The organism is Corynebacterium sp. (genome assembly GCF_030535495.1).
GTDB lineage: Bacteria > Actinomycetota > Actinomycetes > Mycobacteriales > Mycobacteriaceae > Corynebacterium.
Window position 1 is genome coordinate 1 of the sequence record NZ_JAUNRW010000029.1, and the last position, 23,736, is coordinate 23,736.

A 23,736-nucleotide genomic window follows, 5' to 3' on the forward strand; every position below is an offset into this window, starting at 1 on the left:
CTCCTGTACTACCGCTTCACCCCGATCAAGGATCCGAAGGCGGTGATGCTCTGGCAGCGGGACCTGTGTGAGTCACTCGGTCTGCGCGGCCGCATCCTCATCTCGGAGCACGGCATCAACGGCACGGTCGGCGGCGACATCGACGCGTGCAAGCGCTACATCCGCAAGACGCGCGACTACCCGGGCTTCCACGACATGGAGTTCAAGTGGTCCGAGGGTGGGGCGGAGGACTTCCCGAAGCTGAGCGTGAAGGTCCGCGATGAGATCGTGGCCTTCAATGCGGCCGGGGAGATCAAGGTAGATGAGGACGGCATCATCGGTGGCGGTGTGCACCTCAAACCGGAGGAGGTCAATGAGCTTGTCGACACCCGCGGCGACGACGTCGTCTTCTTCGACGGTCGCAATGCGCTGGAGGCGCAGATCGGCAAGTTCCGTGATGCGGTGGTGCCGGACGTCACCACCACACATGACTTCATCGGCGAGCTCGAGTCCGGTAAGTACGACTGGATGAAGGACAAGCCGGTGGTCACGTACTGCACCGGTGGCGTGCGGTGTGAGATCCTCTCCTCCCTCATGATCAACCGGGGGTTCCAGGAGGTCTACCAGATCGACGGTGGCATCGTCCGCTACGGCGAGAAGTACGGCAACGACGGGCTGTGGGAGGGCTCGCTCTACGTCTTCGACAAGCGGATGCACGTCGAGTTCGGGGAGGACTACGCCGAGCTGGGGCACTGTATCCATTGCGGCGGGCACACCAACAACTTCATCAACTGCCTCAACGAGGACACGTGCCGCCGCCAGGCCCTGGTGTGTGAATCGTGTGCGGCGACGCCCGCGACCGCCCACTGCGGGCGCCCGGACTGCGCCGAGGTGGCGGCCCGCGCCTAGTTGTTCAACGCGACGATGAGGATCTGCCAGGTCTGCAGCATCCACATCATGGCGAAGGGGATGAGCACCCAGAAGATGCCCATCCACGGGCGCCAGCGGGTGAAGCTGTTGAGCTTGCGCACCATGATGATCGCACAGCCGATGACACCACCCATGGCCACGGCGCTGGTCACCAGCGGCCACCAGATCTGCGCGGAACGGGTGCACAGCCAGGCCGCCTCGCCGGCGTCGCACAGGGGTCCGCCCATGAGCCGGGTGATCACCGCCAGAAGGAAACCGCCACCGGCCGTCAGGGCCATGGTGCCGATCATCCAGGCCAGGGCCTGTCGGGTGGAGCGGCGGTTGCGTTCGGCCTGGACCGCCGGATCGGTGGAGGAGGCCAGCTCCTCGGCCGAGCGAGGGGAGGGGGGCTGGCGGTTGGCGAAGTCCGCGTCCTGGGTGAGATCGTTTTCCGGATGATCCAGGAAATTCCGCCAGTTCGGGCGGTTGCGGTCGTTCTCCGGATGACTCATGCCTACCACCATAGACCTCGCGTCAATTCCGGACGGTCGGGTGAATGATCACCGGCATGTGGACGTGACGGAGGAATTCCGTCGCGGTTGACCCGACGAAAACGCGCTCCAGGGGCCCCGGGGGGGTGGACGCCAGGACCAGCAGATCACCCTTGCGCCACTTGAGGGCGTCAATGGCGCCGGCCCATCCGGTCCCCGAACCGATGTCGGAGGCCACGGACAGGTCGGGGTGCTGTTCGGCGACGACATCGTGACTGCGGTCGAGGATGGCGAGGGAGTGTTCGCGCCATTCGTCGATAAGCTCCCGGGAGAAGTCGAGCTTGTCGTGGAACGCCCGGTCCGCGATACCGGACGGGGAGAACGCCAGGATGCGCATGTCCACCTCCCACGTGTCCGCCAGATCCGCGGCGTAGTGGAGGGAGGGGTCGTTCTCGTCGATCTCGGTCTCCAGGAACGCATAGTTCATGCGGGTGACACCGCGCTTGGACAGGCGTACCGCGCGCGGCGCCAAACCGAGCGGGATGGGGGAGGAGTGCAGCAGCGCGTCGGCGGTGGAGCCGGCGAGGTAGCGGCCCTTCGGGGCGGCGGCGTCGGAACCCAGGATGATGAGGTGCGCATCGAAATCCGTCGCGGCCTCGCTGATGAGGACGGATTCCGAGGGACCGTCGAGGAACAGGGAATACTGCTCGTCCCACTGATGCTTCTCGACGCCCGCCTCATTCAGCGCCCGCTTCACCGCCACCTCGCAGGCCTCGGCCTGCTTCTTGAACCACTTGCGGTACTTGCCGCCGAGGCGGCTGAAGGAGGAGGCGGGCCAGGGGCGGGTGAGAGTGGAGACGACGCGGATCTGCACGTCGGTGGTCCGACTCAACCAGGCAGCGAGGTCGATGGCTTCGGTGCCGGGGGAGTCAGGTCGCCAGGCGACGAGGATGCGGGCGGGTGCCTGGGCACCAGCGATGAAAGGAGATGCCATTCAGTGAGGTATGTGGTCGGGGGTGAGGACAAGGGTGACAACCCCCATTATCACCGTCTAGCCGTTGTCCGTGTCAATGAGGTCTGCACCGTAATTGTCGGCGAGCTTGTTGATGATGTCCGTCAACTCACTCACCTGCGCCAGATCCTCCTCGGAGAGGGTGCCGAGCATCTCGGCGAGGTACTTCGTGCGCTCCTCGCCGACGCGTTCCAGTTCGCTCTCGCCGAGACGGGTGAGCTGGACGCGGACGCCGCGGCGATCCTGCTCGTCGCGGATGCGCTCCACCAGATCCCGCTGTTCGAGCTGGTGGAGTGCGTTGGAGGCGGTGGGCATGCGGATGCCCTCCTCGCGGGCGATCTGACTGATCCGCGAGGGACCGTTGTTCTTCAGGCGGGCCATGATCGACAACTGAGGGCCGGTCAGGTCAGACTGCTCGGCAATGCGGAAGTACATGACGTACAGCTTGGTCATTGCCGGACGAATCCGGGCGGCGATATCCTCAGGGGTCGATGCGCTCATGCGATCTATCCTAGACACGTTTGCGCGCGAAACCGATCAACCGGCCTTAATCTTCTGCGCCGATGATGAATGCCTCGAGCTCGGCGCGGGCAACCTCATCACCCATCTGCACCGGCGGGGACTTCATCAGGTACGCGGAGGCCGGGAGGACCGGGCCGGCGACCTTGCGGTCGAGGGCGATCTTGGCGGCGCGGACGGCGTCGATGATGATGCCTGCGGAGTTCGGGGAATCCCACACCTCGAGCTTGTACTCCAGGTTGAGCGGGACCTCACCGAAGGCGGTGCCCTCCAGGCGGACGTAGGCCCACTTGCGGTCGTCCAGCCACTCGACGTAGTCGGAGGGGCCGATGTGGACGTTGCGGTCGCTGACCTTGCCGGCCAGCGGGGACTCGGTGAGGTTGGAGGTCACGGCCTGGGTCTTGGAGATCTTCTTGGACTCGAGGCGGTCGCGGTCGAGCATGTTCTTGAAGTCCATGTTGCCGCCGACGTTGAGCTGCATGGTGCGCTCGAGGCGCACGCCACGGTCCTCGAAGAGCTTGGCCATGACGCGGTGGGTGATGGTGGCGCCGACCTGGGACTTGATGTCGTCACCGACGATGGGCAGGCCCGCGTCGACGAACTTCTGGGCCCACTCCGGGTCGGAGGCGATGAACACCGGCAGGGCGTTGACGAAGGCACAGCCCGCGTCGATGGCGGCCTGGGCGTAGAACTTGTCGGCCTGCTCGGAACCGACCGGCAGGTAGGAGACGACGACGTCGACGGCGGCGTCGCGAAGCGCCTGGGCGACATCCACCGGGGAGTCGGCGGACTCCTCGACGGTCTCCATGTAGTGCTTGCCCAGCCCGTCGAGGGTCGGGCCGCGCTGGACGGTCACGCCGGTGGCGGGGACGTCGGCGATCTTGATGGTGCAGTTCTGCGACGCCTCGATGGCGTCGGCCAGGTCGGTGCCCACCTTGGCGGCATCGACGTCGAAGGCGGCGACGAACTCCACGTCGGAGACGTGGTAGTCACCGAACTGGACGTGCATCAGGCCCGGCACCTTCTTCTCGGCGGGGGTGTCCTTGTAGAACTCCACACCCTGGACCAGAGATGCGGCGCAGTTGCCCACACCGACGATTGCTACGCGAACCTTGCTCATGTTCCGTTCACTCCTTGCTTCCGGTTGTTCAACGGTCCATCGTATGGTGTCGCCTCGACAAAGTTGAGATCGGGTCCGGGCGGGATCGATCCAGAAGGATTGCCGGGGTGAGTCCGTAGACTGACGGCGTGACCGGGAAGAAAATTGTCTACCGCAATGAGGTCTCCCACCGTTTCGCCAGGGCAGAGCTCCTGCGGCGGTGGCGGGCCGGGGAAGCGAGCCGCGAGGAGGTGTGCGACGCCGACTTCCTGTTGCTCACCGCCGCCGACTACCACGGGCAGCAGGCGGAACGCCCGTGTCCGGTGTGCGAGTCTGCTGACCTGCGCATCGTCCAGTGGATTCACGGGGAGCAGCTGGGTCGGATGGCGGGCACGGCGCGCAGTGACGAGGAGATCGCCCGCATCGTTTCCGCCGGGAAGGACGCCACCGTGCACACCGTGGAGGTGTGCCCGCGCTGCCGCTGGAACCATCTGCTCACCGCCGTCACTGCGACAACAGACACACACACGCCCTGAACCAGCACAAAGATTCCCTATTGGGGTCTCAGAGCAGTAGTGTTCACGGGTGTAACAACCGTCATCAGTGATCACAGCGGGGACAACACGTGTCTGAGAAGCGAAACACTAGCTCGAGCGAGACGTCGGGAAGCTCGAAGGCCTCCACCGGAAGACGCTCGCGGCCGTGGCTGCTCGCGGTGCTCGGCGGGCTGGCTGCCCTCATCCTCATCCCTCTCGGGGTCTTCCTCGTGGCGTACGCCACCGTCGACGTGCCGGAGCCGGAGGAGCTGACCTCCGCGCAGGTCTCGTCGATCTACGCCTCCGACTCGTCGACTGAGCTGGCTCGGGTCGTCCCGCCGGAGGGTAACCGTCGGCAGGTGTCGCTCGAGGAGGTTCCGGATGAGCTGCAGAACGCGGTGCTCGCCGCGGAGGACCGGGAGTTCTGGACGAACCAGGGCTTCTCCTTCACCGGTTTCGGCCGCGCTGTCATCGGCCAGATCACGGGCAACCCCTCCGCGGGTGGCGGTTCCACGATCACCCAGCAGTACGTGAAGAACGCGCTCGTCGGCGACGAGCACTCCTACGTGCGTAAGGCCCGCGAGCTGGTCTACTCCGTCAAGATGACCAACGAGTGGAGCAAGGAGGAGATTCTCTCCGCCTACCTCAACACCGTCTACCTGGGCCGTAACGCCTACGGCGTGGAGGCCGCCTCCCACGCCTACTTCGAGAAGCCCGTCTCGGAGCTGAGCACCGAGGAGGGGGCGGTGCTGGCCGCCACCATCCAGCTGCCCAGCCAGCTGGAGCCCTGGACGAACCCCGAGGGATCGCAGTCCCGCTGGAACTACGTCCTCGACGGCATGGTCGAGATGGAGGTCCTGCCCGCCGAGGAGCGCGCCGGGATGGAGTACCCGGAGACCCGCAACCCCGCCGACTACTCCGCCTACACCGAGGCCACCGGCACCAACGGCATGATCAAGAATCACGTCATGGAGGAGCTGGAGAAGATCGGCATCACCGAAAACGACGTGACCACCCGCGGACTGCGCATCACCACCACGATTGACATGCAGGCGCAGAACGCCACCGTCGAATCCGTGCGCACCAACCTCGCCACCCTGCAGGAGGACGCCCGCGCCGGAGTGGTCACCGTCGAGCCGGGCACCGGCGCGGTCCGTGCCTACTACGGCGGCGAGGACGCCTCCGGCTGGGACTACGGCAACGCTGCCCTGCAGACCGGCTCGACCTTCAAGATCTTCGGCCTGGCGGCCGCCCTGCAGCAGGGCATCCCGCTGACCGCGGTGTACGACTCCTCCCCGGTCATGCTGCCGGGCAACATCGAGGTGAGCAACTGGGACGGCGGCAGCGCCGGATACACCACCCTGTCGGAGGCCCTCAAGCGTTCCTTCAACACCAGCTTCATCCGCCTGCAGGAGGACCTGGAGAACACCACCCAGGACACCGCCGACATGGCCCACGCCCTGGGCATGGCCCGGTCGCTGCCGACCGTGCCGACCACACTCCGCGAGAACGGTGGCCAGCCCTACGAGGGCATCGTCCTGGGCCAGTACCAGTCCCGCCCGCTCGATATGGCGACGGCCCTGGCGACGCTGGCCAACCGCGGAGTCTGGCACGAGACGTACTTCGTGGAGCGGGTGGAGACCTCCGACGGTGAGATCCTCTTCCAGCACGAGGTCGGTGACGGTGAGCGCCGCGTCTCCGAGGTGGTCGCCGACAATCTCCTCAGCGCCATGCAGCCGATCGCCGCCTACTCCAACGGCAACTCCCTGGCCGGGGGCCGCCCTTCGGCCTCCAAGACGGGTACCGCGCAGCTGGGCGACACCGGCCTCAACAAGGACGCCTGGATGATCGGCGCGACCCCGCAGCTGGCCACCGCCGTGTGGGTGGGCACCGCCGACAACACCTCCGCCATCTTCAACACGTGGGGTGGCAACATGTTCGGATCCGGTACCCCGGCCAACATCTGGAAGGCCTCCATGGACGGTGCCCACGAGGGTAAGGAGATCGAGTACTTCACGTCTCCGGGGCCGATCAACTTCGGCACCGGCATTCCCGCCGGCGGCAACGGCCTGAGCTATGTCCCGGCCCCGCCGGCCCCGGCCCCGGCACCGGCGGAAGCACCCGAGCCGGAGGCTGAACCGGAGGCCGAGCAGGCCCCGGCGCCCGAGCCGGAACCCGCACCGGCCCCGGCGCCGGCCCCGGAACTGCCGGAGAGCATCGAGATCCTGCCGGGTGTCACCATCGATCTGCCTTAAGTGGAGTCCCGTCTCACCCGTCGTTCCCCGGCGCTGACCGAATCGGTCGCCCGGGGTTTCGTCGATGCGCTCGGTGGTCCGGTGGGTCGTTTCGCGGCGGTCGGGCGCCAGCGGTGGTGGACTCCTCTCCGGGTGCTCATCATGCTCGCGTCGGTGTTCCTGTCGTTCGGATTCCTTAGCAAGGCCCGCTGCCTGGAGGGCAACCGCGGGGAGGACGGTCGGGTCATCCTCGACTGGTCGGGGGAGCGCCAGTACGTCGCCGCCTGCTACAACGACATCACTCCGCTGTACGGGGGGCGGGGCCTTAACGAGAGCGGCTTTCCCTACGCCTACTCGTGGGTCGAGGGGGATCTCACCCGCTACCTGGAGTACCCGGTGCTCGCCGGGCTGTTCCAGTGGGTGGTGGCGGCGATCACCCGGGCGACCTACCCGCTTATCGACGCCACCGGTCTCACCGTCCCCGAAGCCTCCTGGTACTTCGCTCTCACGGCCCTGGCCATGTCGGCGCTGTGGGTCGTGGCCATCCGCCTGGTGGCGGACATGGCCGGGCACCGGATCTGGGACGTGGTCCTCGTGGCCGCCTCGCCGCTGGTCATCGTGCACGCCTTCACCAACTGGGACATTCCCTCGATCACTCTGGCGGTGGCGGCGATGCACGCGGCGTCGAGAAGCAGATTCGGGTGGGCGGGACTGTTCATCGGATTAGGCACGGCGTTCAAGCTGTGGCCGCTCTACCTGCTCGGCGCCTATCTGGTGTTGGCGATCCGGGATCGCCGCCTCCTGCCGTTTGCGAGGATGCTCGGCACGGCCGTGGTCTCGTGGCTGGCCCTCAATCTCCCGGTTATGCTCGCCTACCCCGACGGGTGGGGTGAGTTCCTGCGCCTGAACAGCGAACGTGGCTACGAGTGGACCACCATCTACGCCATCGTCGACCGCAACACCTTCCTGCCGGCATTGCCGGTGGAGGCCCTCAACGTCGTGTCTTTCGCCCTGTTCGCGGCGGCGTGCCTGGCCATTCTCGTGCTCGGCCTGCGGGCGCCGGTGCGGCCCCGGGCAGTGGAGCTCATCTTCCTCATCATCGTGGCGTTCCTGGTGCTCAACAAGGTGTGGTCGCCGCAGTACTCGCTGTGGCTGGTCATCCCAGCGGTACTGGCGCTGCCGCGCTGGCGGCTGCTGCTGTCCTGGATGGCGGTCGACGCGCTCGTGTGGCCCCTGCTCATGTGGTACATGCTCGGCGCGGACAACAACGGCATCCCCTCGGAGCTTCTCGACACCGCCCTGCTCACCCGCCTCATCCTCCTCACGGTCATGACGGTGCTGGTGGTGCGCCAGATCCTGCGTTCTAAGGTGGAGGCATGACCACCGTCACCGTCCTCGGCATCAGTTCGATCGTCATCGGTTTCCTGTGCATCGGAGCTGCGTTCTACACCTTCGTGAACAAGAAGCCACAGGCCTGGTCGGTAGGGTTCGGTATCGCGGCGTTCGTCTTCGTCACCGTCTTCCCGGTCATCCTCGCCGTCTTCTACGCGACGATGCCCGGTGACGTCACCCGCTGACGATTAACTCTTCTGCCCCCGGTTGCGGTACGCTGCTGGGGTTGCTTGACGCAACAGACCCTCCTGTCACGCCCATTCGGGGCGTGGCCGAACCAAATTACTAGACCATAGGAGGTGATGAGGTCGATGCGTCACTACGAAATCATGATCATTCTGGATCCGTCTCAGGATGAGCGCACCGTCGCCCCGTCCCTGGATAAGTACCTTGAGAATGTCCGCAAGGACAACGGCAAGGTCGAGAAGGTTGATGTGTGGGGCAAGCGCCGTCTTGCGTACCCGATCAACAAGAAGGATGAGGGCGTCTACGCCGTCGTCAACCTCGAGTGCGAGTCTGCGACCGTCCTCGAGCTGGACCGCGTTCTCAACCTGAACGACTCCATCCTGCGCACCAAGGTTCTGCGCACCGACGCTTAAGAACGGATACTGGGTGACAGGTACAACCCTGACACCCGGGCCCGTCAACGGAAGGTAAGAAGAACATGGCTATTGGAGATACCCCCATCACTGTCGTCGGCAACGTCGTCGCCGACCCTGAACTCCGCTTCACCCCCTCGGGTGCCGCGGTGGCCAATTTCCGCGTCGCCTCCACTCCCCGCGTCTTCAACCGAGACTCCGGGCAGTACGAGGACGGCGAGGCCCTGTTCCTCACCTGCAACGTCTGGCGCCAGGCAGCCGAGAATGTCGCCGAGTCCCTGTCCAAGGGCATGCGCGTCATCGTCAACGGCCGCCTCAAGCAGCGCAGCTACCAGACGAAGGAAGGCGAGAACCGCACGGTCTTCGAGATTGAGGTCGACGAGGTCGGCCCGTCGCTGAAGTTCGCCTCCGCCCAGATCAACCGCAACCCCCGTGAAGGTGGCGGCAACGTCGGCGGCGGTAACTACGGTGGTCAGCAGCAGCGGGGCCAGCAGGCTCCGCAGCAGCAGGCCCCCCAGCAGTCTCAGTACCAGGGCGGTTTCGGCCAGTCCCAGCAGCAGGCACCTCAGCAGCAGTCGCAGCAGCCGGCCAACGACCCGTGGGGCTCCGCCCCGCCGGCCGGTGGTTTCGGTGGAGCGGCTGATGACGAGCCTCCGTTCTGATCGAGCAGAATCTACCCACTCAACAGAACTTTCCCGACAGGGATGAACAACGAAAGGCAGGGATCATGAAGCTGATCCTCACCGCTGCCGTTGAGAACCTCGGTGACGCAGGAGACGTCGTCGAGGTCAAGAACGGTTACGGACGCAACTACCTGCTTCCCCGCGGCCTGGCCATTGTGGCCACCCGTGGTGCTGAGAAGCAGATCGAGGGCATTCAGCGTGCCCAGGAGGCTCGCGCCATCCGCGACCTCGACCACGCCCGTGAGGTCCGCGAGCAGCTCGAGCAGCTGTCCGGCGTGACCGTGCAGGTCCGTTCCTCCGACTCCGGCAAGCTCTTCGGCTCCGTGAAGGCCGATGACATCGCCGACGCAGTGAAGAAGGCCGGCGGCCCGACCCTGGACAAGCGCACCATCGAGGTGCCCAAGGGTCTCGTGAAGAAGACCGGTAACTACCAGGTCATCGTCAAGCTCCACGACGACGTGACCGGCAAGATCAACTTCGAGGTCGTCGCCGCGTAATCTACGCCTGACGACGGCCGGGGTTGACCCGGCCCAACGACAACAGCTTGTCGACGCCCCGCGGAACGTGAACCGCGGGGCGTCGATTTTTTTATGTTGTGGATATCTGTGGAGAAATGGGGAGAAGTAACCTTTTGTCTACCTATCGTTCGTCGTTCGCGGCCGATTAGCGTGCTCCAGGGCGCCTGTCAAACGTACTGGTAAGCGGTGTTGTGCACCGCTTCGTCCGGGTTGTTCACAGGGTGCGATCTGGCCTCTGACCTGCGGCGTTGGCGTCTGTGTTCGCTCTGGGTGGATGAGTTGTCCACAGGTTGTCCACAACGCCGCCGGGGGCGGAGATGCCCTCAACGTCCGTTAACCCGGAGTTATCCACAGGACATGTGGATAAGTGGCCGGAAATCCGGGGGAACGGGGTGTGGAGAACCCCGCCCAGGGGGCCGGTTTCGGGGAGTTATCCACAGGGTCCGGCGGCCGATTCGTGCGCGCTGCCGTCCGGGCTAGACTGCGAGTCATGACTTCAGGATTCGGTGGCGCCAGTTTCGACGACGACTACGTACCGCCGTCGGAGCCGGACCCGGCGGAGGACGGCGGGGACCTGGTTCCGGCGTTCCAGAAGTCCGCGCCCAGGCGTCGGGACCGGGGCAACTCCGGCCCTGCCTTCAGTGAATACCGTCAGCCCCCGCACGACCGGGAGGCCGAGCAGGGCGTGCTCGGAGCCATGTTGCTCAGCCCGAACACGGTGGTGGAGATCATCGGGGAGCTCTCCCCGGAGGACTTCTACCACCCGGCACACCAGCTCATCTACACCGCGATGATCGATCTGTTCGGGGAGAGCAAGGACATTGATCCGGTGATCGTCGCCGGGCGGCTGGACCGCCACAACGACCTCGAGCGCGTCGGCGGGGCGCCGTACCTGCACACGCTCATCTCCTCGGTGCCCACCGCCGCAAATGCGCGCTACTACGCGGAGATCGTCGCCGAAAAGGCGATCCTGCGGCGGCTGGTCGATGCGGGCACCCGCGTTGTCCAGCTGGGTTACGAGGGCAGTGAAGGCGCCGAGGTGGAGACGGTCCTCGACCTGGCCCAGCAGGAGATCTTCGGCATCGCGCAGAAATCCGAGACGGAGGACTATGCGGTTCTGGCCGACATCATCGAGCCGACGATGGAGGAACTCGACAGCATCGCCAATCTCGGTGGCCTGGCGCAGGGCGTGCCGACCGGGTTCGTGGACCTGGACAATCTCACCAACGGCCTCCACGGTGGACAGATGGTCATCGTCGCGGCCCGCCCGGGTGTGGGTAAGTCCACCATCGCACTGGATTTCATGCGCTCGTGCTCCATTGCGAATGGCAAGGCCTCCGTCATCTTCTCGCTGGAGATGAGCAAGTCGGAGATCGTCATGCGTCTGATGTCGGCGGAGACGGCCATCAAGCTCTCGGACATGCGCGCCGGCCGGATGTCGGACGATGACTGGACGAAGCTGGCCAACCGCGTGGGGCAGATCTCCGAGGCTCCCTTGTTCATCGATGATTCCCCCAACCTCACGATGATGGAGATCCGCTCCAAGGCGCGTCGCCTCAAGCAGAAGCACGACCTGCAGCTCATCGTCATCGACTACCTCCAGCTGATGAGCTCGGGCAAGAAGGTGGAGTCCCGCCAGCAGGAGGTCTCCGAGTTCTCCCGCCAGCTCAAGCTGCTGGCCAAGGAACTCGATGTGCCGCTGGTGGCGATCTCGCAGCTCAACCGTGGGCCTGAGTCCCGCAGCGACAAACGCCCGCAGCTGGCGGATCTGCGTGAGTCCGGTTCGCTGGAGCAGGACGCTGACATGGTCATGCTGCTGTACCGGCCGGACTCGCAGGGCGAGGATCCTCGTTCCGGTGAGGCCGACGTCATCCTGGCCAAGCACCGCGGTGGGCCGATCGCCACTGTCACGGTCGCTCACCAGCTGCATTACTCCCGTTTCACCGACATGGCGGGGGTCTGAGGTCGGGGGGCGGGGCATCGCCCCGCCCCGGGTAGTGATACATCACTATTGACATAGCGATACATCGGTTGTTATCGTGGCGCCAGACATTCCGATATATCGAAAGGATCAGAGAATGTACGACATCACCATTCATCATGGAAACAACGACGAGCACTGCTGCGGTCATGGCCGCCGCTCACGTCAGGGACGACGCCGCATGCGGGGGCGCCACGGCACCCACGGGCGCGGGCGGGGCGGTCGCGCAGGGCGGGGCGATCTCCGCCAGGTGCTGCTCGTTCTGCTGGCTGCCCAGCCGATGCACGGCTACCAGCTCATCAACGAGATCAGTGAGCGCACCGACGGAGCGTGGACCCCGTCGCCCGGCGGCATCTACCCCAACCTCAGCCTCCTGGAGGACGAGGGGCTGATCACCATGTCAGTGGAGGACGGCCGCAAACTGGCCACCCTCACCGCGGAAGGGCGCGCCCAGGTGGAGAAGCACCCGGAGTGGGCAGGCATCCTCGACGTCTACCGCGAGCGCAGCGACGATGACCCGCGGGGCCGCTACGGAGTGGCCTTCCGCGAGCTGAAGTCCGCGGTGCGGGGGGCGGGCGTCGATAAGCAGGACGCCGTCGCCGACATCATCGCGTCGGCGGCGCGCCAGATCCGCGCCCTCTAGCCACCCGGACCACCGGGGGGATGGAGGCGGCCGCGATAAGGGCGCCGACCACAAACATCGTCTCGTAGCCCACCGCAGGGCCCAGATAGGAGAGGGTGAGCGGGGCGAAGAAGCCGACGTAGGTCAGGGAGTAGAACACCGCTGTCGCGGCACCCAGTTCGCGCGGCGGGGCGATACGACGAACCTCCCGCAGGCCGGAGACCATCATGATGCCGTAGGCCGCGCCGAGTAGGACGGCGGCCGGGTACACGGTCCACCGTGAACCGCTCAGCGCCACCACGACGGACATGCCCATGCCGGCGATGATGAAGACGAGACCGAGAATGGCGGGCGGGACCAGGTCGGAGCCGAAGCGGGTGGCCAGTGGCTGGATGAGTACGCCGGTGCCCATGGTCACCGCGACGACGATGCCCGTGAAGGCGATCGGCCAGTGGAGGTCCTCGTGGACGAGGGCGGGCAGGATCGCGAACGAGGTGGACACCGCCCCGAATCCCCAGGGGGCCCACGCCGCGACCGACCACAGGAAATCCCGGGACAGGACGCTGCGGGAGAACATCGGACGACGCTCCGCGTCCTGCTGTGCCGCGCCGCCGGGGCTACGCCACACCACTGGCGCGATGACTACCAGAACCAACAGGTGGAGCAGGTAGGGCAGCAGGTTGGGATGAGGAAGAAACTGGCTGATCAAACCCGCCAGCAGTGGTCCGCCACCGAACCCCAGGGACAGGGCGATGGTCGCGCGGCGGGCGCCGACGTGCGCGGGACCGGGGGACAGCTCCTGCACCCAGGCGGCACCGGCGGCCATGATGAGTCCGATGGCGCAGCCCGCGATGAATCGGCCTGTGCTCAGGGCGAGGAAGGAGCCGGCCGCGCCGAAAGCCAGGATCACCGACCCCAGGCCGCCGATGAGCAGGGCGGGCCTGATGATGGCGCGTCGGCCCTTGACGTCCGACATCGGTCCGCCGATGAGCAGTGCGGGTACGAGGCCGAGGACGTAGATCGCCAGGAGGAAGGTGACCTGGGGCTGGCTGAGCCCGGTGGTGTCGCGGTAGGAGGGGAGCAGCGGGGCGAAGATGTTCGCGCCGAAGGCGACGACGAACAGTCCCAGGCCGACGCGAAGCCATGTGCGGTTGTCTCTCGGCACTGCGCCTCCTCGGCCTCCTCGGCCCCTTGGTGATACCTGTGACTATCCGCACAGTGTACGCCGAACGTCGCGCAGATTACCTCCCTAGCATCATGCCCACTCGTTTCGGGAGGGGCCCTGGGTCAACCCTGGGAATCCTCCCGGCGTGGGGGAGCCCCCGGATGGGGGTAGTCGGCGGCGTGGTGGAGGCGGTGCGACGGGCCCTATAAGTGAGCAAGCTCACCCCTTTCAGGGTTGCTTTCCTGGGCTTTTGATGCGTTTTAGGTCGCCCTATCTAAGGGCGAGATTACTAAGGCATGGCTTACCAATGGTGCCTGACCTGCGATAACTTCCTAAACTCAGAGCCAACAAAGAAACACACCGACCATGAGCGAACACTGCACCAAGGAGGGACAGCATGACCACTCGAGAGTTCAACCCCCGGACCGCCACCTTCAACAACACCATCCGCGTCGAGCGCACTGAGCGGGCCACCATCCTCGCGGTGCCGCGTCACCTGGATGACTTCGCACTGGAGCGCAAGCCCAGCCTCATGGACCGCCTCGCCGGCATGTTCAGCTTCAGCTAGGCGCACACCGCCAGACGGGGAATCAGGAGTCGAGCACCTTCCCGCGCTGCTCGGGCAACGTCAGCGTGGCCACCGCCGCCAGCACGAAGGCCGCGGAGAAGAGACTGAACAGTGCGATGGAACCGCCCCACACCAGCATCGGCGGAACGATGAGCGGGGCGATGATGGAGGCGATGCGGCCGAAGCCGGCGGCGGCCCCGGTGCCCGCGCCGCGGATGTGGGAGGGGTAGAGCTCCGGGCCGATGGCGTACAGGGCGCCCCAGGCACCCAGGTTGAAGAAGGACAACAGGCAGCCTGCGAGGATGATCGTCGTCTCGGTGGAGGCCGTGCCGAAGAACAACGCGGAGGCGGCCGAACCGACAAGGAAGGCCGCCAACGTGGGGCGCCTGCCCCAGGTCTCGATGAGCCAGGCCGCCAGGGCGTAACCGGGCAGCTGGGCGAGGGTGATGATGAGCGTGAACTGGAAGGACTTCACCAGGGTGAAGCCGTCGGCGACCAGCAGCGAGGGAATCCAGATGAAGGCCCCGTAGTAGGAGAGGTTGACGCAGAACCACACGATCCACAGGGCAGCGGTACGTGCCCGCAGCCCGCCCGCCCAGATGGAGGAGGCCTCGTCGAAGTCCTCGCGGGGCAGGTCGCGCAGGCGCTGCTGCTCGGTGGCGTCGATACGCGCCAGTTCCTCCGGGGCCAGCTCGGACTCGAAGGAGGTGACCACCTCCTCCGCCTTGTCATGGCGACCCTTGTCCTCCAGGAAGCGCACGGACTCCGGCAGGCCCCGGCGCACGTAGATGGCGTAGAAGGTGGGCAGCATGCCCAGGGCCAGGGCCCAGCGCCAGCCGTCATCGGAGGCGGTGACCACGAAGTAGCCGATGAGTGCCGCGGCGATCCACCCCACGGCCCAGAATGCCTCGAGGATGACCACCATCCGACCGCGGTATTTGCGCGGGGAGAACTCGGAGACGAGGGTGGAGGCGACGGGGAGCTCGGCCCCGAGGCCCAGACCGACGACGAAACGCAGTGCGATGAGCACCGCCAGACTGCCCGCCAGGGCGGAGGCGCCCGTGGCCAGGCCGTAGACGAGCAGGGTCAGGGCGAAGACCTGGCGGCGTCCGATGCGGTCGGCGAGCAGACCGCCGAAGGTGGCGCCCAGCGCCATGCCGACGAAACCGATGGAACCCAGCCAGGAGGTCTCGGTGGGGGTCAGGCCCCAGTGGACGGCCAGGGCGGCCATGATGAAGGAGATGAGTCCGACGTCCATGGCGTCGAGCGCCCAACCGATGCCGGAGCCGAAGAGCAGCTTCCGGTGTCTGCCGGTGACCGGCAGTCGGTCGAGCCGCTGGTTCCTGGTCAGTGCTTGGTTCATGCGTTGATCTTAAACCCGCGCAGTCGCAGCGAGTTGCTCACGACGAAAACGGAGGAGAAGGCCATGGCCACCCCGGCCAGCATGGGGTTGAGGAATCCGGCGGCCGCCACGGGGATGAGCACCACGTTGTAGGCGAAGGCCCAGAAGAGGTTGCCCTTGATGGTCCCGAGGGTGCGGCGGGACAGGCGGATGGCGTGGGTGGCGGAGCGCAGATCGTCGTTCATGAGGGTGATGTCGGAGGCCTCGATGGCCACGTCCGTGCCGGCCCCCATCGCCAGGCCGAGGTCGGCCCGGGCCAGGGCCGCCGCGTCGTTGACGCCGTCGCCGACCATGGCGACGATGCGTCCCTCGCCCTGCAGCTTCTCGACGACCGCCACCTTCTCATCCGGCATCACCTCCGCGATGACGTCCGCCGGGTCGATGCCGACCTCGGATGCGACGGCCCGGGCCGCCCCCGCGTTGTCCCCGGTCAGCAGCATCGGGGTCATGCCCATCTCCCGCATGGTGGCCACCGCCTCAGCGGAGGAGTCCTTGACGGTGTCACGCACGGTGATCACCCCGGCCGGTAACCCGTCGATGCTGACGACCACCGGGGTGCCGCCGCTGGACTGCGCCGCGGAGAACGCTGCCTCAAGGGAGGGCGGGAGGGCACGGTCGGGACGCCCCACCGTCACCGCGCGGCCCTCGACGACCCCGTGCACACCGCGACCTGCCAGACTGCGGAAGTCGCTGACCGGCGGCAGGTCTTCCCCGGCGCGGGCCACGATCGCGCGGGCGATGGGGTGCTCCGATCCGGCTTCGACGGCGGCACCCAGTCGGAGGACGTCCCCGGTGGTCGTGCCCTCCCCGGCGACGACATCGGACACGGACATCGCTCCCTCGGTGACGGTGCCGGTCTTGTCCATGACGATGGTGTCCACGCGCCGGGTGGATTCCAGCACCTCCGGGCCCTTGATGAGCAGGCCGAGCTGCGCACCGCGCCCCGTACCCACGAGCAGTGCCGTCGGTGTGGCGAGCCCGAGGGCACAGGGGCAGGCGATGATGAGCACGGCGACGGCGGCGGTGAAGGCGGGGGCCAGTCCGTGGCCGAGCAGCAGGTGCGTGCCCAGAGTGAGCAGGGAGATGACGATGACCACCGGCACGAACACCTGGGAGATGCGGTCCACCAGCCGCTGCACCGGGGCCTTGCGGGACTGTGCCTCGGAGACCAGGCGGGCCATCTGCGCGAGGGTGGAATCCGCGCCCACGCGGGTGACCTCGATGAGCAGGCGCCCGGAGGCGTTGATGGTGGCCCCGGTCACCGATGAGCCGACGCCGACGTCCACGGGGACGGATTCGCCGGAGAGCATGGACTCGTCCACGGCGGAGGTGCCCTCGACGACGCGCCCGTCGGCGGCGATCTTCTCCCCGGGGCGGACGATGATGTGGTCACCGACCGCCAGCTCCCGAATGGGGACGCGGACCTCCCGCTCCCCGCGGAGCACGGTCGCATCCTTGGCACCCATGTCGAGCAGAGCGCGCAGCGCCTCGGAGGACCGCCCCTTCGCGCGCAGCTCGAACCACCGTCCCAGCAGCAGGAACGTGATCACCACGGCGGTGGTCTCCAGGTAGATCTCGTCCATGGTGGTGTCCGAGGGGAACAGGTGCATCTCCATGGTCATGCCCGCGTGTCCGGCGTCGCCGATAAACAGCGCCCACAGGCTCCACAGGTAGGCCGCCGAGGTGCCCAGGGTGATGAGCGTGTCCATGGTGAAGGAACCGTGCCGCAGGTTGGCCCAGGTCGCGCGGTGGAAGGGGGCGCCGCCGGTGAAGAAGACCGGCGTGGTCATGGTGAGCACCGCCCACTGCCAGTGGGTGAACTGCAGTGTCGGGATCATGCTCAGGGCCACGATCGGGACCGTGAGCAGGGCGGACATGATGAGGCGGTGCTTGAGGTCCGCCGCTTCGCGGGCGCGGGCGGCCTCGTGGGGGTCCGCGCTTATCGACGCCCCGTCATCGTCGGCCTCCACCGGCACCTCGGGGGCGAGCTCGAAGGCGTCGTACCCGGCACCCCGGACCACCTCGATGAGTGCCGAGCGGTCGACCTTGTCGGGGTCGAAGCTGATGGAGGCCGTCTCCGTGGCGAAATTGACGGTGGCCTCGACTCCCTCGACCTTGTTGAGCTTGCGTTCCACGCGGCCGGAGCAGGCCGTGCAGGTCATGCCGGTGACGCCGAGATCCACAGAATTCATGACTCCAGGATATACCCCTATGGGGTATCGGGCAAGGACGGGAAAACCCGGCCCCCGCATTGGGGGCCGGGTGAGGTGGGCGTCGATAAGCAGCCTGTCAGGCCACTGTGTACCCCGCCTCCTCGATGGCCGCGGTGACGGCGGCGTCCGTGAAACCCTCGCCGGTGACGGTGACCGTCCCGGTCTCATGCGAGGCGTCGACGGTGGAGACGCCGGGGACCTCGCCGACCTCCTCACGCACGGACATTTCACAGTGGCCGCAGGTCATGCCCTCGACCTGGTAGTTCTTGACTGCCATGGCTGATCCTCTCTAGAGCTCGTTCTCCTTCAGACGGTACCCCGCGTTCTCCACGGCGCGGGCCACCAGGGCATCGGAGAGCTCTTCACCGGTGACGGCGACCACGCCCGACTCGACATCGACATCGACCCCCTGGGTGCCGGGAATCTCGTTGATCTCCTCCTCCACCGCAACACGGCAGGCATCACCGGTCATGCCTTCGACGACGTAGTTCTTGATCATGCGGATCCTTTCCTCTGGCCACAGGGCCCGCGGGAATACACGGCAGGCCAGGTAGGGTTGAGCTAGAACGACACCGCATAAGCGCGGCTATACGTAAGACCATACAAAACGACTTTTCAGGAGATTACCTTGGCAACCATTGACGTCACCGAAGCCAGCTTCGAGGAGACCGTGAGCGGCGAGGGCATCGTCCTCGTGGACGCATGGGCCTCCTGGTGCGGTCCCTGCCGTGCCTTCGCCCCCACCTTCGAGGCCGCCGCCGAGAACCACCCGGACGCGACCTTCGCCAAGCTGGACACCGAGGCCCACCAGGGTCTCGCCGCCGCACTGCAGATCCAGTCCATCCCGACCCTGATGATCTTCCGCGACGGCATCATGGTCTACCGCGACGCCGGTGCCCTGCCCCCGGCTGCGCTCGAGGATCTCATCGGCCAGGTCAAGGGCCTCGACATGGACGATGTCCGCCGCCAGGTCGCCGAAGCCAACTCCGCCCGCGACGCGGAGGGCCAGTAGGCGCCCCCTCAGCATGAGCAACAACCCGGCTTCCCGCGTGGGGGCCGGGTTTTGTCGTGCCGACGGGCCCGGGGATTTCTCTCTAAACTCAGTCCTTGAGAGCCCGATCTAAGAAAGAGAGACCCGCACATGCCCAATCCCCTGTCCAAGGGCTGGAAGTACCTCATGGCCTCCTTCGATTCCAAGATCGACGAGAACGCCGACCCCAAGGTGCAGATCCAGCAGGCCACCGAGGCAGCCAAGCGCCAGCACCAGCAGATCACCGAGCAGGCTGCCGCTGTCATCGGCAATCAGAAGCAGCTCGAGATGAAACTCGACCGCCTGCTCAAGTCCCAGCAGGACCATCAGGAGCAGGCCCGCACCGCCCTGCAGGCCGCCGACAAGGCCACCGCCGAGGGGGATGAGGCCAAGGCGCAGGAGTACACCAACACCGCCGAGATCTTCGCCTCCCAGTTGGTGGCCGTCGAGCAGCAGCTCGAGGAGACCAAGCAGCTGCACGCCCAGGCCACCCAGAACGCGGAGCAGGCCACCCGGCAGCAGATCGAGTCCGAGGCCCGCCTCAAGGAGCAGCTGTCCCAGATTGATCAGCTCCGGGCGCAGGCGGATCAGGCTGCCATGCAGGAGACCGCCACCCGGGCGATGGACTCCATGCAGGAGGTACGTCCCGACGGGAATGTGCCCACGCTGGATGCGGTGCGGGACAAGATCGAGCGTCGCTACGCCGATGCGCTCGGCGCCCAGGAGCTGACCCAGCACTCCGTCTCCGACCGCATGACGGAGATCGCCAGCGCCGGGACCGACATGAAGGCCTCCGCGCGTCTCGCCGAGATTCGCGCGGCCATGAGTGGCGAGGCAGCCGGCGAGCTCACGGAGGGTGAGCCCACCGACACCGACACCGACATCGACCCGGAGCTGGTGGAGGCGGAGCCGCTGGACAACGCAGAAGTCGACGCCGCCGGTGAGGAACCGGGCGGCGCCGACACGAACGACAAGTAGGAGGTTCTACTCGCGGATCTCGCGGTGGAAGTTGATGAGCACACCGCGGATCCCCGAGTGGAATCCGTCCCGGAGGTTGACGCGCTGCGATTCGCTGAGCGTGTACTCGTGCAGCGTCTCGCAGGCGAACTGCAGCAGCGGACGATCGATCTCCGGGGGCAGGCCGCCACCGGAGAGCAGGTGCGCAGTATCGCGCTGCTCGACGCTGGCGGCATTGTCATACCACCAGGTCGCGTACTGTTGGCCGACGTCGAAGGGCGTCTGGAATCCGGCCGAGGACCAGACCTCCTCCGGCAACGGCACATAGCGCGATCGCAGTTTGCGGCGCGGAGCCATCATCGACGGCTTCGGTGCGCCCGGTTTCGGTGCGCCTGGCTTGGGGGCCGGGGTGGGCGTTGGGTTGGGTGCTGCAGCGGCCTTGTCCTCCTCACTGACTTCCTGGTCGGCGGTGCTGGCCGCGGCCTGGACGGCCGCCTCCACGGGGGAGGGGGCCTGGGAGACCGGGTTGGCGGGGGCGAAGGAGCTTTCTGGAGTATCGGGCTCGGGGCAGGGATCGGTGGGTGCGTCCGCGGGTTGCGTGCTCTCCTGCTCAGCCTGGGAGGTCGTCTCCGAGGGGGCGAGTCCACCGGGGCTGGGTACCTCGGTCATGCCGAGGTCCTCGATGGGTTCGGCATCCGAGAGCGGCCGGTCCCGGACCACCGGGGGAAGTGGGCCCTCGAGGACCTGCAGTTGCATGGCCTCCGCGAAATCCTCCCGCGGATCGAGGATGGTGGTCGAATCGCAGGCATGGCGCAGGGCGGAGGACATGGAATCCCAGCCGAATCCGTACAGGTGGACACGCAGGCCGTGATTGGTGGCCTCGTGGACACCCGGGATCATGTCCGCGTCACCGGAGACGAGCACCAGGTCGGAGACCTGCTGGCGGCAGGCGGCGACGACCATGTCCGCCACGAGGCGGGTGTCCACCGCCTTCTGGGTGCGCCGCTCGCCCCACTCGATGAGCTGACCCGCGCGCAGCTGCACCCCATCGCAGGTGCGCAGGGCTCGCTGATAGCGGTGTGGTCCGGTCTCCGGGATGCCGTCGTACCAGAGTTGGCGATGGATGGGTTGGTGAAGTTGGGTCTGGACCATGTTCCCGAGGACGTTGACCACCTCGGGCAGGTCGATCTCTAATTGTGCACGGGCACCCGTTTCCCATGAGTTGTAGAAACTCGCCAGGAGATAAGAGGTGTCGACGAAGACAAGTGTGCGTTCAAGCATGGCTCCTAATTTCTGTTTGTTCGTAACTAAGTTGCGTTTCTTCCATACCAGCATGCCCTAACTACCTCTGCCGCGTCGATGGCGGGCTGCGGATTCCGATGAAAAGCGCAGGTCGCCGGGAGGTGGGTGGCCAAGTTGTTATCCGTGATATAGGTTCGTTAGTGGAGTAACTAACCAACTAAGTGGGTGAGAGATGGACGCCACCGCGCCCCTGTTCCGGCAGATCGCGGAACTCATCGAGGACGCCGTCGTCGACGGCTCCCTCGCGGCCGGTGCGCGGGCACCCTCCACCAACGAACTGGCCGAATTCCACGACATCAATCCGGCGACCGCCCGCCGCGGGCTCGCCCTCCTCGTCGACTCCGGGGTCCTGGAGAAGCGGCGCGGTATCGGGATGTTCGTCACCGCCGCCGCCCGAAACCTCATCGTCGCCCGGAGACGGGAGGACTTCGCCGCCAACTATCTCGCCCCGCTCATCGACGAAGCCGTGAAACTCGACTTCACCCGAGCAGACATCCGCCACCTCATCGACGCAGTCGCAGAAAGCCGAGGACTCTACCGATGATCACCGCACGCAACCTCTCTGCCGGCTACCGCCGGAACTCCGATGTCCTCGCGGGCATGGACTTCGATCTGCAACCCGGACTCGTCCACGGACTCATCGGCCGCAACGGCACGGGCAAGACGACGCTGCTGCGCGTCCTCGCCGGCCAGCTCGCCCACCGAGGGGATCTGAGGGTGTTCGGCGAGGAACCGTTCGACAATGCCGCCGTCATGGATCGACTCATCCTCGCCGGCATCGATGCTCCGCTGCCGGAGCGCTGGTCTGTGCCCACGCTTCTCGACGTCGCCGCCGCCCGCTGGGCCACCTGGGATCACGCCCGCGCCGCCGAGCTGGTGGCGCGCTTCGACCTGCCGGACGACACCCGCTACTCCGAGCTCTCCCGCGGCCAGAAATCCGCGGCGAGCATCGTCATGGCCGTGGCCAGCGGCTGCGAACTGCTGCTTCTCGACGAACCCTATCTCGGTCTCGACGTGGCCAAACGCGAGGAGTTCTACCGGGTGCTCCGGGAGGAGTCGGGGCGCACCATCGTCCTGTCCACCCACCATCTCCACGAGGCGGAGAAACTGCTGGACACCGTGCTCTACATCGACGCCGGGGAGGTGCTGATCAACGGCCCCATCGACGATATGTCCGCCCGCTTCGTTCAGGTCAGCGGCAACGGCGGCGATGTCGACCGCGTCCTGTCGCGCCTGGGATCGGTCCGCGAGATGCGCCGCGAGGATCTGGCGCTCGGGCGGCGTAGCGTGCTGGACCTGCAGAATCACGACTTAGGCATCGACGATGTCGTCCAGGCCGCAGGGCAGGTGGGTCCGGTGCAGGTCGCCGAGCTCACGCTGGAGAATGCTGTCCTGGCCATGACCACGTCAGGAGACCCGCGATGAACCACGTCGTCTCACAGTCCCGGCTCTTCCGTGGACTCGTCCTCCGGCCGCGCATTCTGCTGGGGCTCCTGCCGATCATCATTTTCACGATGCTGGCCACGATCGTGGCCACCGGCCTGACCTTCTGGGCGCAGGTGGCCCTCATCGTCATCGTCGTCCTGCGCATGCGCCCCCACTGGCCCGACTATCAGGCACTGTCTCTGAACACCGCGATGTGGAAGCGACACCGTCGCTGGCTGGGCGCCCTCGCCGTGGGGGTCGCTCTCCTGGTGGCCCTTCTGCTCCGGGTGCTGACCCCGGCGGGCGACTACCCGCCGCTCATCTACCCAGCGTTGGTGGGCGTTGCGCTGCTCCCCTTGGTGGATTCACCGGACCGCGAACGGCTCAGGGGCCGACGGGCAACACAGGTTGACGGCCGCCTGTTCCCCGTCGACCCGGTCACCCAGATCATCCGCCGCCCGCAGTTGACCTGGTGGGCCACGATATGGCTGGCCGCGGCCGTCTACACCCTGGTCCGCTGGGCTGTCGACGTCTACATGGGAGCCGAGAACAGTCTGTTCTCGGGAATGATCTTCCTCATCGTGCTCCTTCCCTTCGTGGTGTTCTCCCAGCGGCCATTACGGTCCTCTCTCCGTCAGTGGATCGCCTTCGGTGGAACACGCGGGCGCTGGGCCCGGGAGACGTGGATCATTAGCGGTATCAACCTCGTGGTCGCCGTACTCGTCGGAGCTTTCCTGCTGGCGTATGGGGCTGGTCTCGGCGATGTTGCCGTCGTTCTCGGCTTCCTGATGCTGTTCACGGTGGGGACCATCTTCCTGGATCTTCTCGACGCCGCCGCGTCCCCGGTCCTGGCAGTGCCCCTTGTGGCAGCAGTAGCGGTGCTCGCGGGATACGCGTGGGGAGCACCGTCCGCGGTGGTGGCGGCCGGCGCGGTGGCGGTCTTCGCCGTTCTGGGAGTGTCCCTGCCCCGGGCGGTGGAGCGCGTCTCCGTGTTCACGGCCGCCCCGAAGGGTGCCTAAGGGCTGTTCTGCAACCGTTTGTTTGTGCCTGTGAGCTGGGGGTTTGTGTTGTTGTGGGGTGGTGTGTAACTTTATGTGAGT

Annotated in this window: 26 protein-coding genes; 16 read left to right on the forward strand and 10 right to left on the reverse strand. The window is 66.3% G+C overall.

Going from position 1 to position 23,736, the window contains the following annotated elements; all coding sequences use genetic code 11:
• A partial coding sequence (locus Q4F73_RS05490) for a rhodanese-related sulfurtransferase (RefSeq protein ID WP_303358352.1) occupies positions 1–888 on the forward strand: 888 nt, incomplete at its 5' end.
• Here the strand turns inward: Q4F73_RS05490 and Q4F73_RS05495 are convergent.
• The 4 genes from Q4F73_RS05495 to Q4F73_RS05510 are packed head-to-tail and all read right to left on the reverse strand — an operon-like array spanning position 885 to position 4,030.
• Positions 885–1,400 (reverse strand): hypothetical protein, encoded by a 516-nt coding sequence (locus Q4F73_RS05495; RefSeq protein ID WP_303358353.1) that lies wholly within the window; start codon positions 1,398–1,400, stop codon positions 885–887. The genes Q4F73_RS05490 and Q4F73_RS05495 overlap by 4 nt on opposite strands.
• 22 nt (positions 1,401–1,422) lie before the next feature.
• Positions 1,423–2,373, reverse strand: coding sequence for a universal stress protein (locus tag Q4F73_RS05500; RefSeq protein WP_303358354.1), 951 nt, complete (start codon positions 2,371–2,373; stop codon positions 1,423–1,425).
• Positions 2,374–2,430: 57 nt separating this feature from the next.
• The gene (locus Q4F73_RS05505; protein ID WP_303358355.1) at positions 2,431–2,892 is read right to left on the reverse strand and encodes a MarR family winged helix-turn-helix transcriptional regulator; all 462 of its coding nucleotides are present in this window, start codon (positions 2,890–2,892) and stop codon (positions 2,431–2,433) included.
• A gap of 46 nt (positions 2,893–2,938) precedes the next feature.
• Entirely contained in the window at positions 2,939–4,030 is a 1,092-nt protein-coding gene (locus Q4F73_RS05510) for an inositol-3-phosphate synthase (protein WP_303358356.1), read from the reverse strand.
• 128 nt (positions 4,031–4,158) lie between these two features.
• Here Q4F73_RS05510 and Q4F73_RS05515 point away from each other — a divergent pair, with 128 nt between their 5' ends.
• From Q4F73_RS05515 to Q4F73_RS05555, 9 genes are all read left to right on the forward strand, one after another.
• Complete coding sequence (locus tag Q4F73_RS05515) at positions 4,159–4,545, forward strand: DUF5318 family protein (protein WP_303358357.1); 387 nt, start codon at positions 4,159–4,161, stop codon at positions 4,543–4,545.
• Between the two features lie 89 nt (positions 4,546–4,634).
• Positions 4,635–6,800 carry a transglycosylase domain-containing protein gene (locus Q4F73_RS05520; RefSeq protein WP_303358358.1) on the forward strand — a complete coding sequence of 722 codons (2,166 nt, stop codon included), beginning with the start codon at positions 4,635–4,637 and terminating at the stop codon, positions 6,798–6,800.
• Entirely contained in the window at positions 6,801–8,159 is a 1,359-nt protein-coding gene (locus Q4F73_RS05525; protein ID WP_303358359.1) for a glycosyltransferase family 87 protein, read from the forward strand.
• Positions 8,156–8,356: a hypothetical protein gene (locus Q4F73_RS05530; RefSeq protein WP_303358360.1), complete on the forward strand. Its 201-nt coding sequence runs from the start codon at positions 8,156–8,158 to the stop codon at positions 8,354–8,356. Before Q4F73_RS05525 ends, Q4F73_RS05530 begins: the two co-directional genes overlap by 4 nt.
• A gap of 126 nt (positions 8,357–8,482) precedes the next feature.
• The gene (rpsF, locus tag Q4F73_RS05535) at positions 8,483–8,770 is read left to right on the forward strand and encodes a 30S ribosomal protein S6 (protein WP_303358361.1); all 288 of its coding nucleotides are present in this window, start codon (positions 8,483–8,485) and stop codon (positions 8,768–8,770) included.
• 65 nt (positions 8,771–8,835) lie between these two features.
• Positions 8,836–9,432 (forward strand): single-stranded DNA-binding protein, encoded by a 597-nt coding sequence (locus Q4F73_RS05540; RefSeq protein WP_303358362.1) that lies wholly within the window; start codon positions 8,836–8,838, stop codon positions 9,430–9,432.
• Positions 9,433–9,497: 65 nt separating this feature from the next.
• A complete protein-coding gene (gene rplI, locus Q4F73_RS05545) occupies positions 9,498–9,950 on the forward strand; it encodes a 50S ribosomal protein L9 (RefSeq protein ID WP_303358363.1) in 453 nt (150 codons plus the stop codon).
• Positions 9,951–10,461: 511 nt separating this feature from the next.
• Positions 10,462–11,934, forward strand: a complete 1,473-nt coding sequence (gene dnaB / locus Q4F73_RS05550) for a replicative DNA helicase (protein WP_303358364.1) — start codon at positions 10,462–10,464, stop codon at positions 11,932–11,934.
• Positions 11,935–12,049: 115 nt separating this feature from the next.
• Positions 12,050–12,595, forward strand: a complete 546-nt coding sequence (locus Q4F73_RS05555) for a PadR family transcriptional regulator (protein ID WP_303358365.1) — start codon at positions 12,050–12,052, stop codon at positions 12,593–12,595.
• On the opposite strand, the gene Q4F73_RS05560 is transcribed toward Q4F73_RS05555, so the two are convergent.
• Positions 12,558–13,739, reverse strand: coding sequence for an MFS transporter (locus Q4F73_RS05560; protein WP_303358366.1), 1,182 nt, complete (start codon positions 13,737–13,739; stop codon positions 12,558–12,560). The two genes, Q4F73_RS05555 and Q4F73_RS05560, sit on opposite strands and share 38 nt — an antisense overlap.
• A 397-nt stretch (positions 13,740–14,136) precedes the next feature.
• Between Q4F73_RS05560 and Q4F73_RS05565 the strand changes: the two genes are divergently transcribed.
• The gene (locus Q4F73_RS05565) at positions 14,137–14,307 is read left to right on the forward strand and encodes a hypothetical protein (RefSeq protein WP_303358367.1); all 171 of its coding nucleotides are present in this window, start codon (positions 14,137–14,139) and stop codon (positions 14,305–14,307) included.
• Positions 14,308–14,329: 22 nt separating this feature from the next.
• On the opposite strand, the gene Q4F73_RS05570 is transcribed toward Q4F73_RS05565, so the two are convergent.
• The 4 genes from Q4F73_RS05570 to Q4F73_RS05585 form a co-directional block, all read right to left on the reverse strand.
• Positions 14,330–15,670 carry an MFS transporter gene (locus Q4F73_RS05570; protein WP_303358368.1) on the reverse strand — a complete coding sequence of 447 codons (1,341 nt, stop codon included), beginning with the start codon at positions 15,668–15,670 and terminating at the stop codon, positions 14,330–14,332.
• Entirely contained in the window at positions 15,667–17,901 is a 2,235-nt protein-coding gene (locus Q4F73_RS05575; RefSeq protein WP_303358369.1) for a cation-translocating P-type ATPase, read from the reverse strand. The genes Q4F73_RS05570 and Q4F73_RS05575 overlap by 4 nt, the downstream gene beginning before the upstream one ends.
• A 97-nt stretch (positions 17,902–17,998) precedes the next feature.
• On the reverse strand, positions 17,999–18,199 hold the full coding sequence (locus Q4F73_RS05580) for a heavy-metal-associated domain-containing protein (protein ID WP_303358370.1): 201 nt from the start codon (positions 18,197–18,199) through the stop codon (positions 17,999–18,001).
• A gap of 12 nt (positions 18,200–18,211) precedes the next feature.
• Positions 18,212–18,421, reverse strand: coding sequence for a heavy-metal-associated domain-containing protein (locus tag Q4F73_RS05585; RefSeq protein ID WP_303358371.1), 210 nt, complete (start codon positions 18,419–18,421; stop codon positions 18,212–18,214).
• A gap of 129 nt (positions 18,422–18,550) precedes the next feature.
• Between Q4F73_RS05585 and trxA the strand changes: the two genes are divergently transcribed.
• The gene (gene trxA / locus Q4F73_RS05590; protein WP_303358372.1) at positions 18,551–18,934 is read left to right on the forward strand and encodes a thioredoxin; all 384 of its coding nucleotides are present in this window, start codon (positions 18,551–18,553) and stop codon (positions 18,932–18,934) included.
• A 129-nt stretch (positions 18,935–19,063) separates the two neighbouring features.
• Positions 19,064–19,930 carry a PspA/IM30 family protein gene (locus Q4F73_RS05595; RefSeq protein WP_303358373.1) on the forward strand — a complete coding sequence of 289 codons (867 nt, stop codon included), beginning with the start codon at positions 19,064–19,066 and terminating at the stop codon, positions 19,928–19,930.
• A 6-nt stretch (positions 19,931–19,936) separates the two neighbouring features.
• On the opposite strand, the gene Q4F73_RS05600 is transcribed toward Q4F73_RS05595, so the two are convergent.
• Positions 19,937–21,190 (reverse strand): NYN domain-containing protein, encoded by a 1,254-nt coding sequence (locus tag Q4F73_RS05600; protein WP_303358374.1) that lies wholly within the window; start codon positions 21,188–21,190, stop codon positions 19,937–19,939.
• A 193-nt stretch (positions 21,191–21,383) separates the two neighbouring features.
• On the opposite strand from Q4F73_RS05600, the gene Q4F73_RS05605 reads away from it, so the two are divergent.
• Genes Q4F73_RS05605 through Q4F73_RS05615 form a run of 3 tightly spaced genes read left to right on the forward strand, consistent with a single transcriptional unit; the run spans position 21,384 to position 23,655 of the window.
• Complete coding sequence (locus tag Q4F73_RS05605) at positions 21,384–21,755, forward strand: GntR family transcriptional regulator (protein WP_303358375.1); 372 nt, start codon at positions 21,384–21,386, stop codon at positions 21,753–21,755.
• The gene (locus Q4F73_RS05610; protein WP_303358376.1) at positions 21,752–22,636 is read left to right on the forward strand and encodes an ABC transporter ATP-binding protein; all 885 of its coding nucleotides are present in this window, start codon (positions 21,752–21,754) and stop codon (positions 22,634–22,636) included. Before Q4F73_RS05605 ends, Q4F73_RS05610 begins: the two co-directional genes overlap by 4 nt.
• A complete protein-coding gene (locus Q4F73_RS05615; protein WP_303358377.1) occupies positions 22,633–23,655 on the forward strand; it encodes a hypothetical protein in 1,023 nt (340 codons plus the stop codon). The genes Q4F73_RS05610 and Q4F73_RS05615 overlap by 4 nt, the downstream gene beginning before the upstream one ends.
• Positions 23,656–23,736 lie beyond the last annotated feature (81 nt).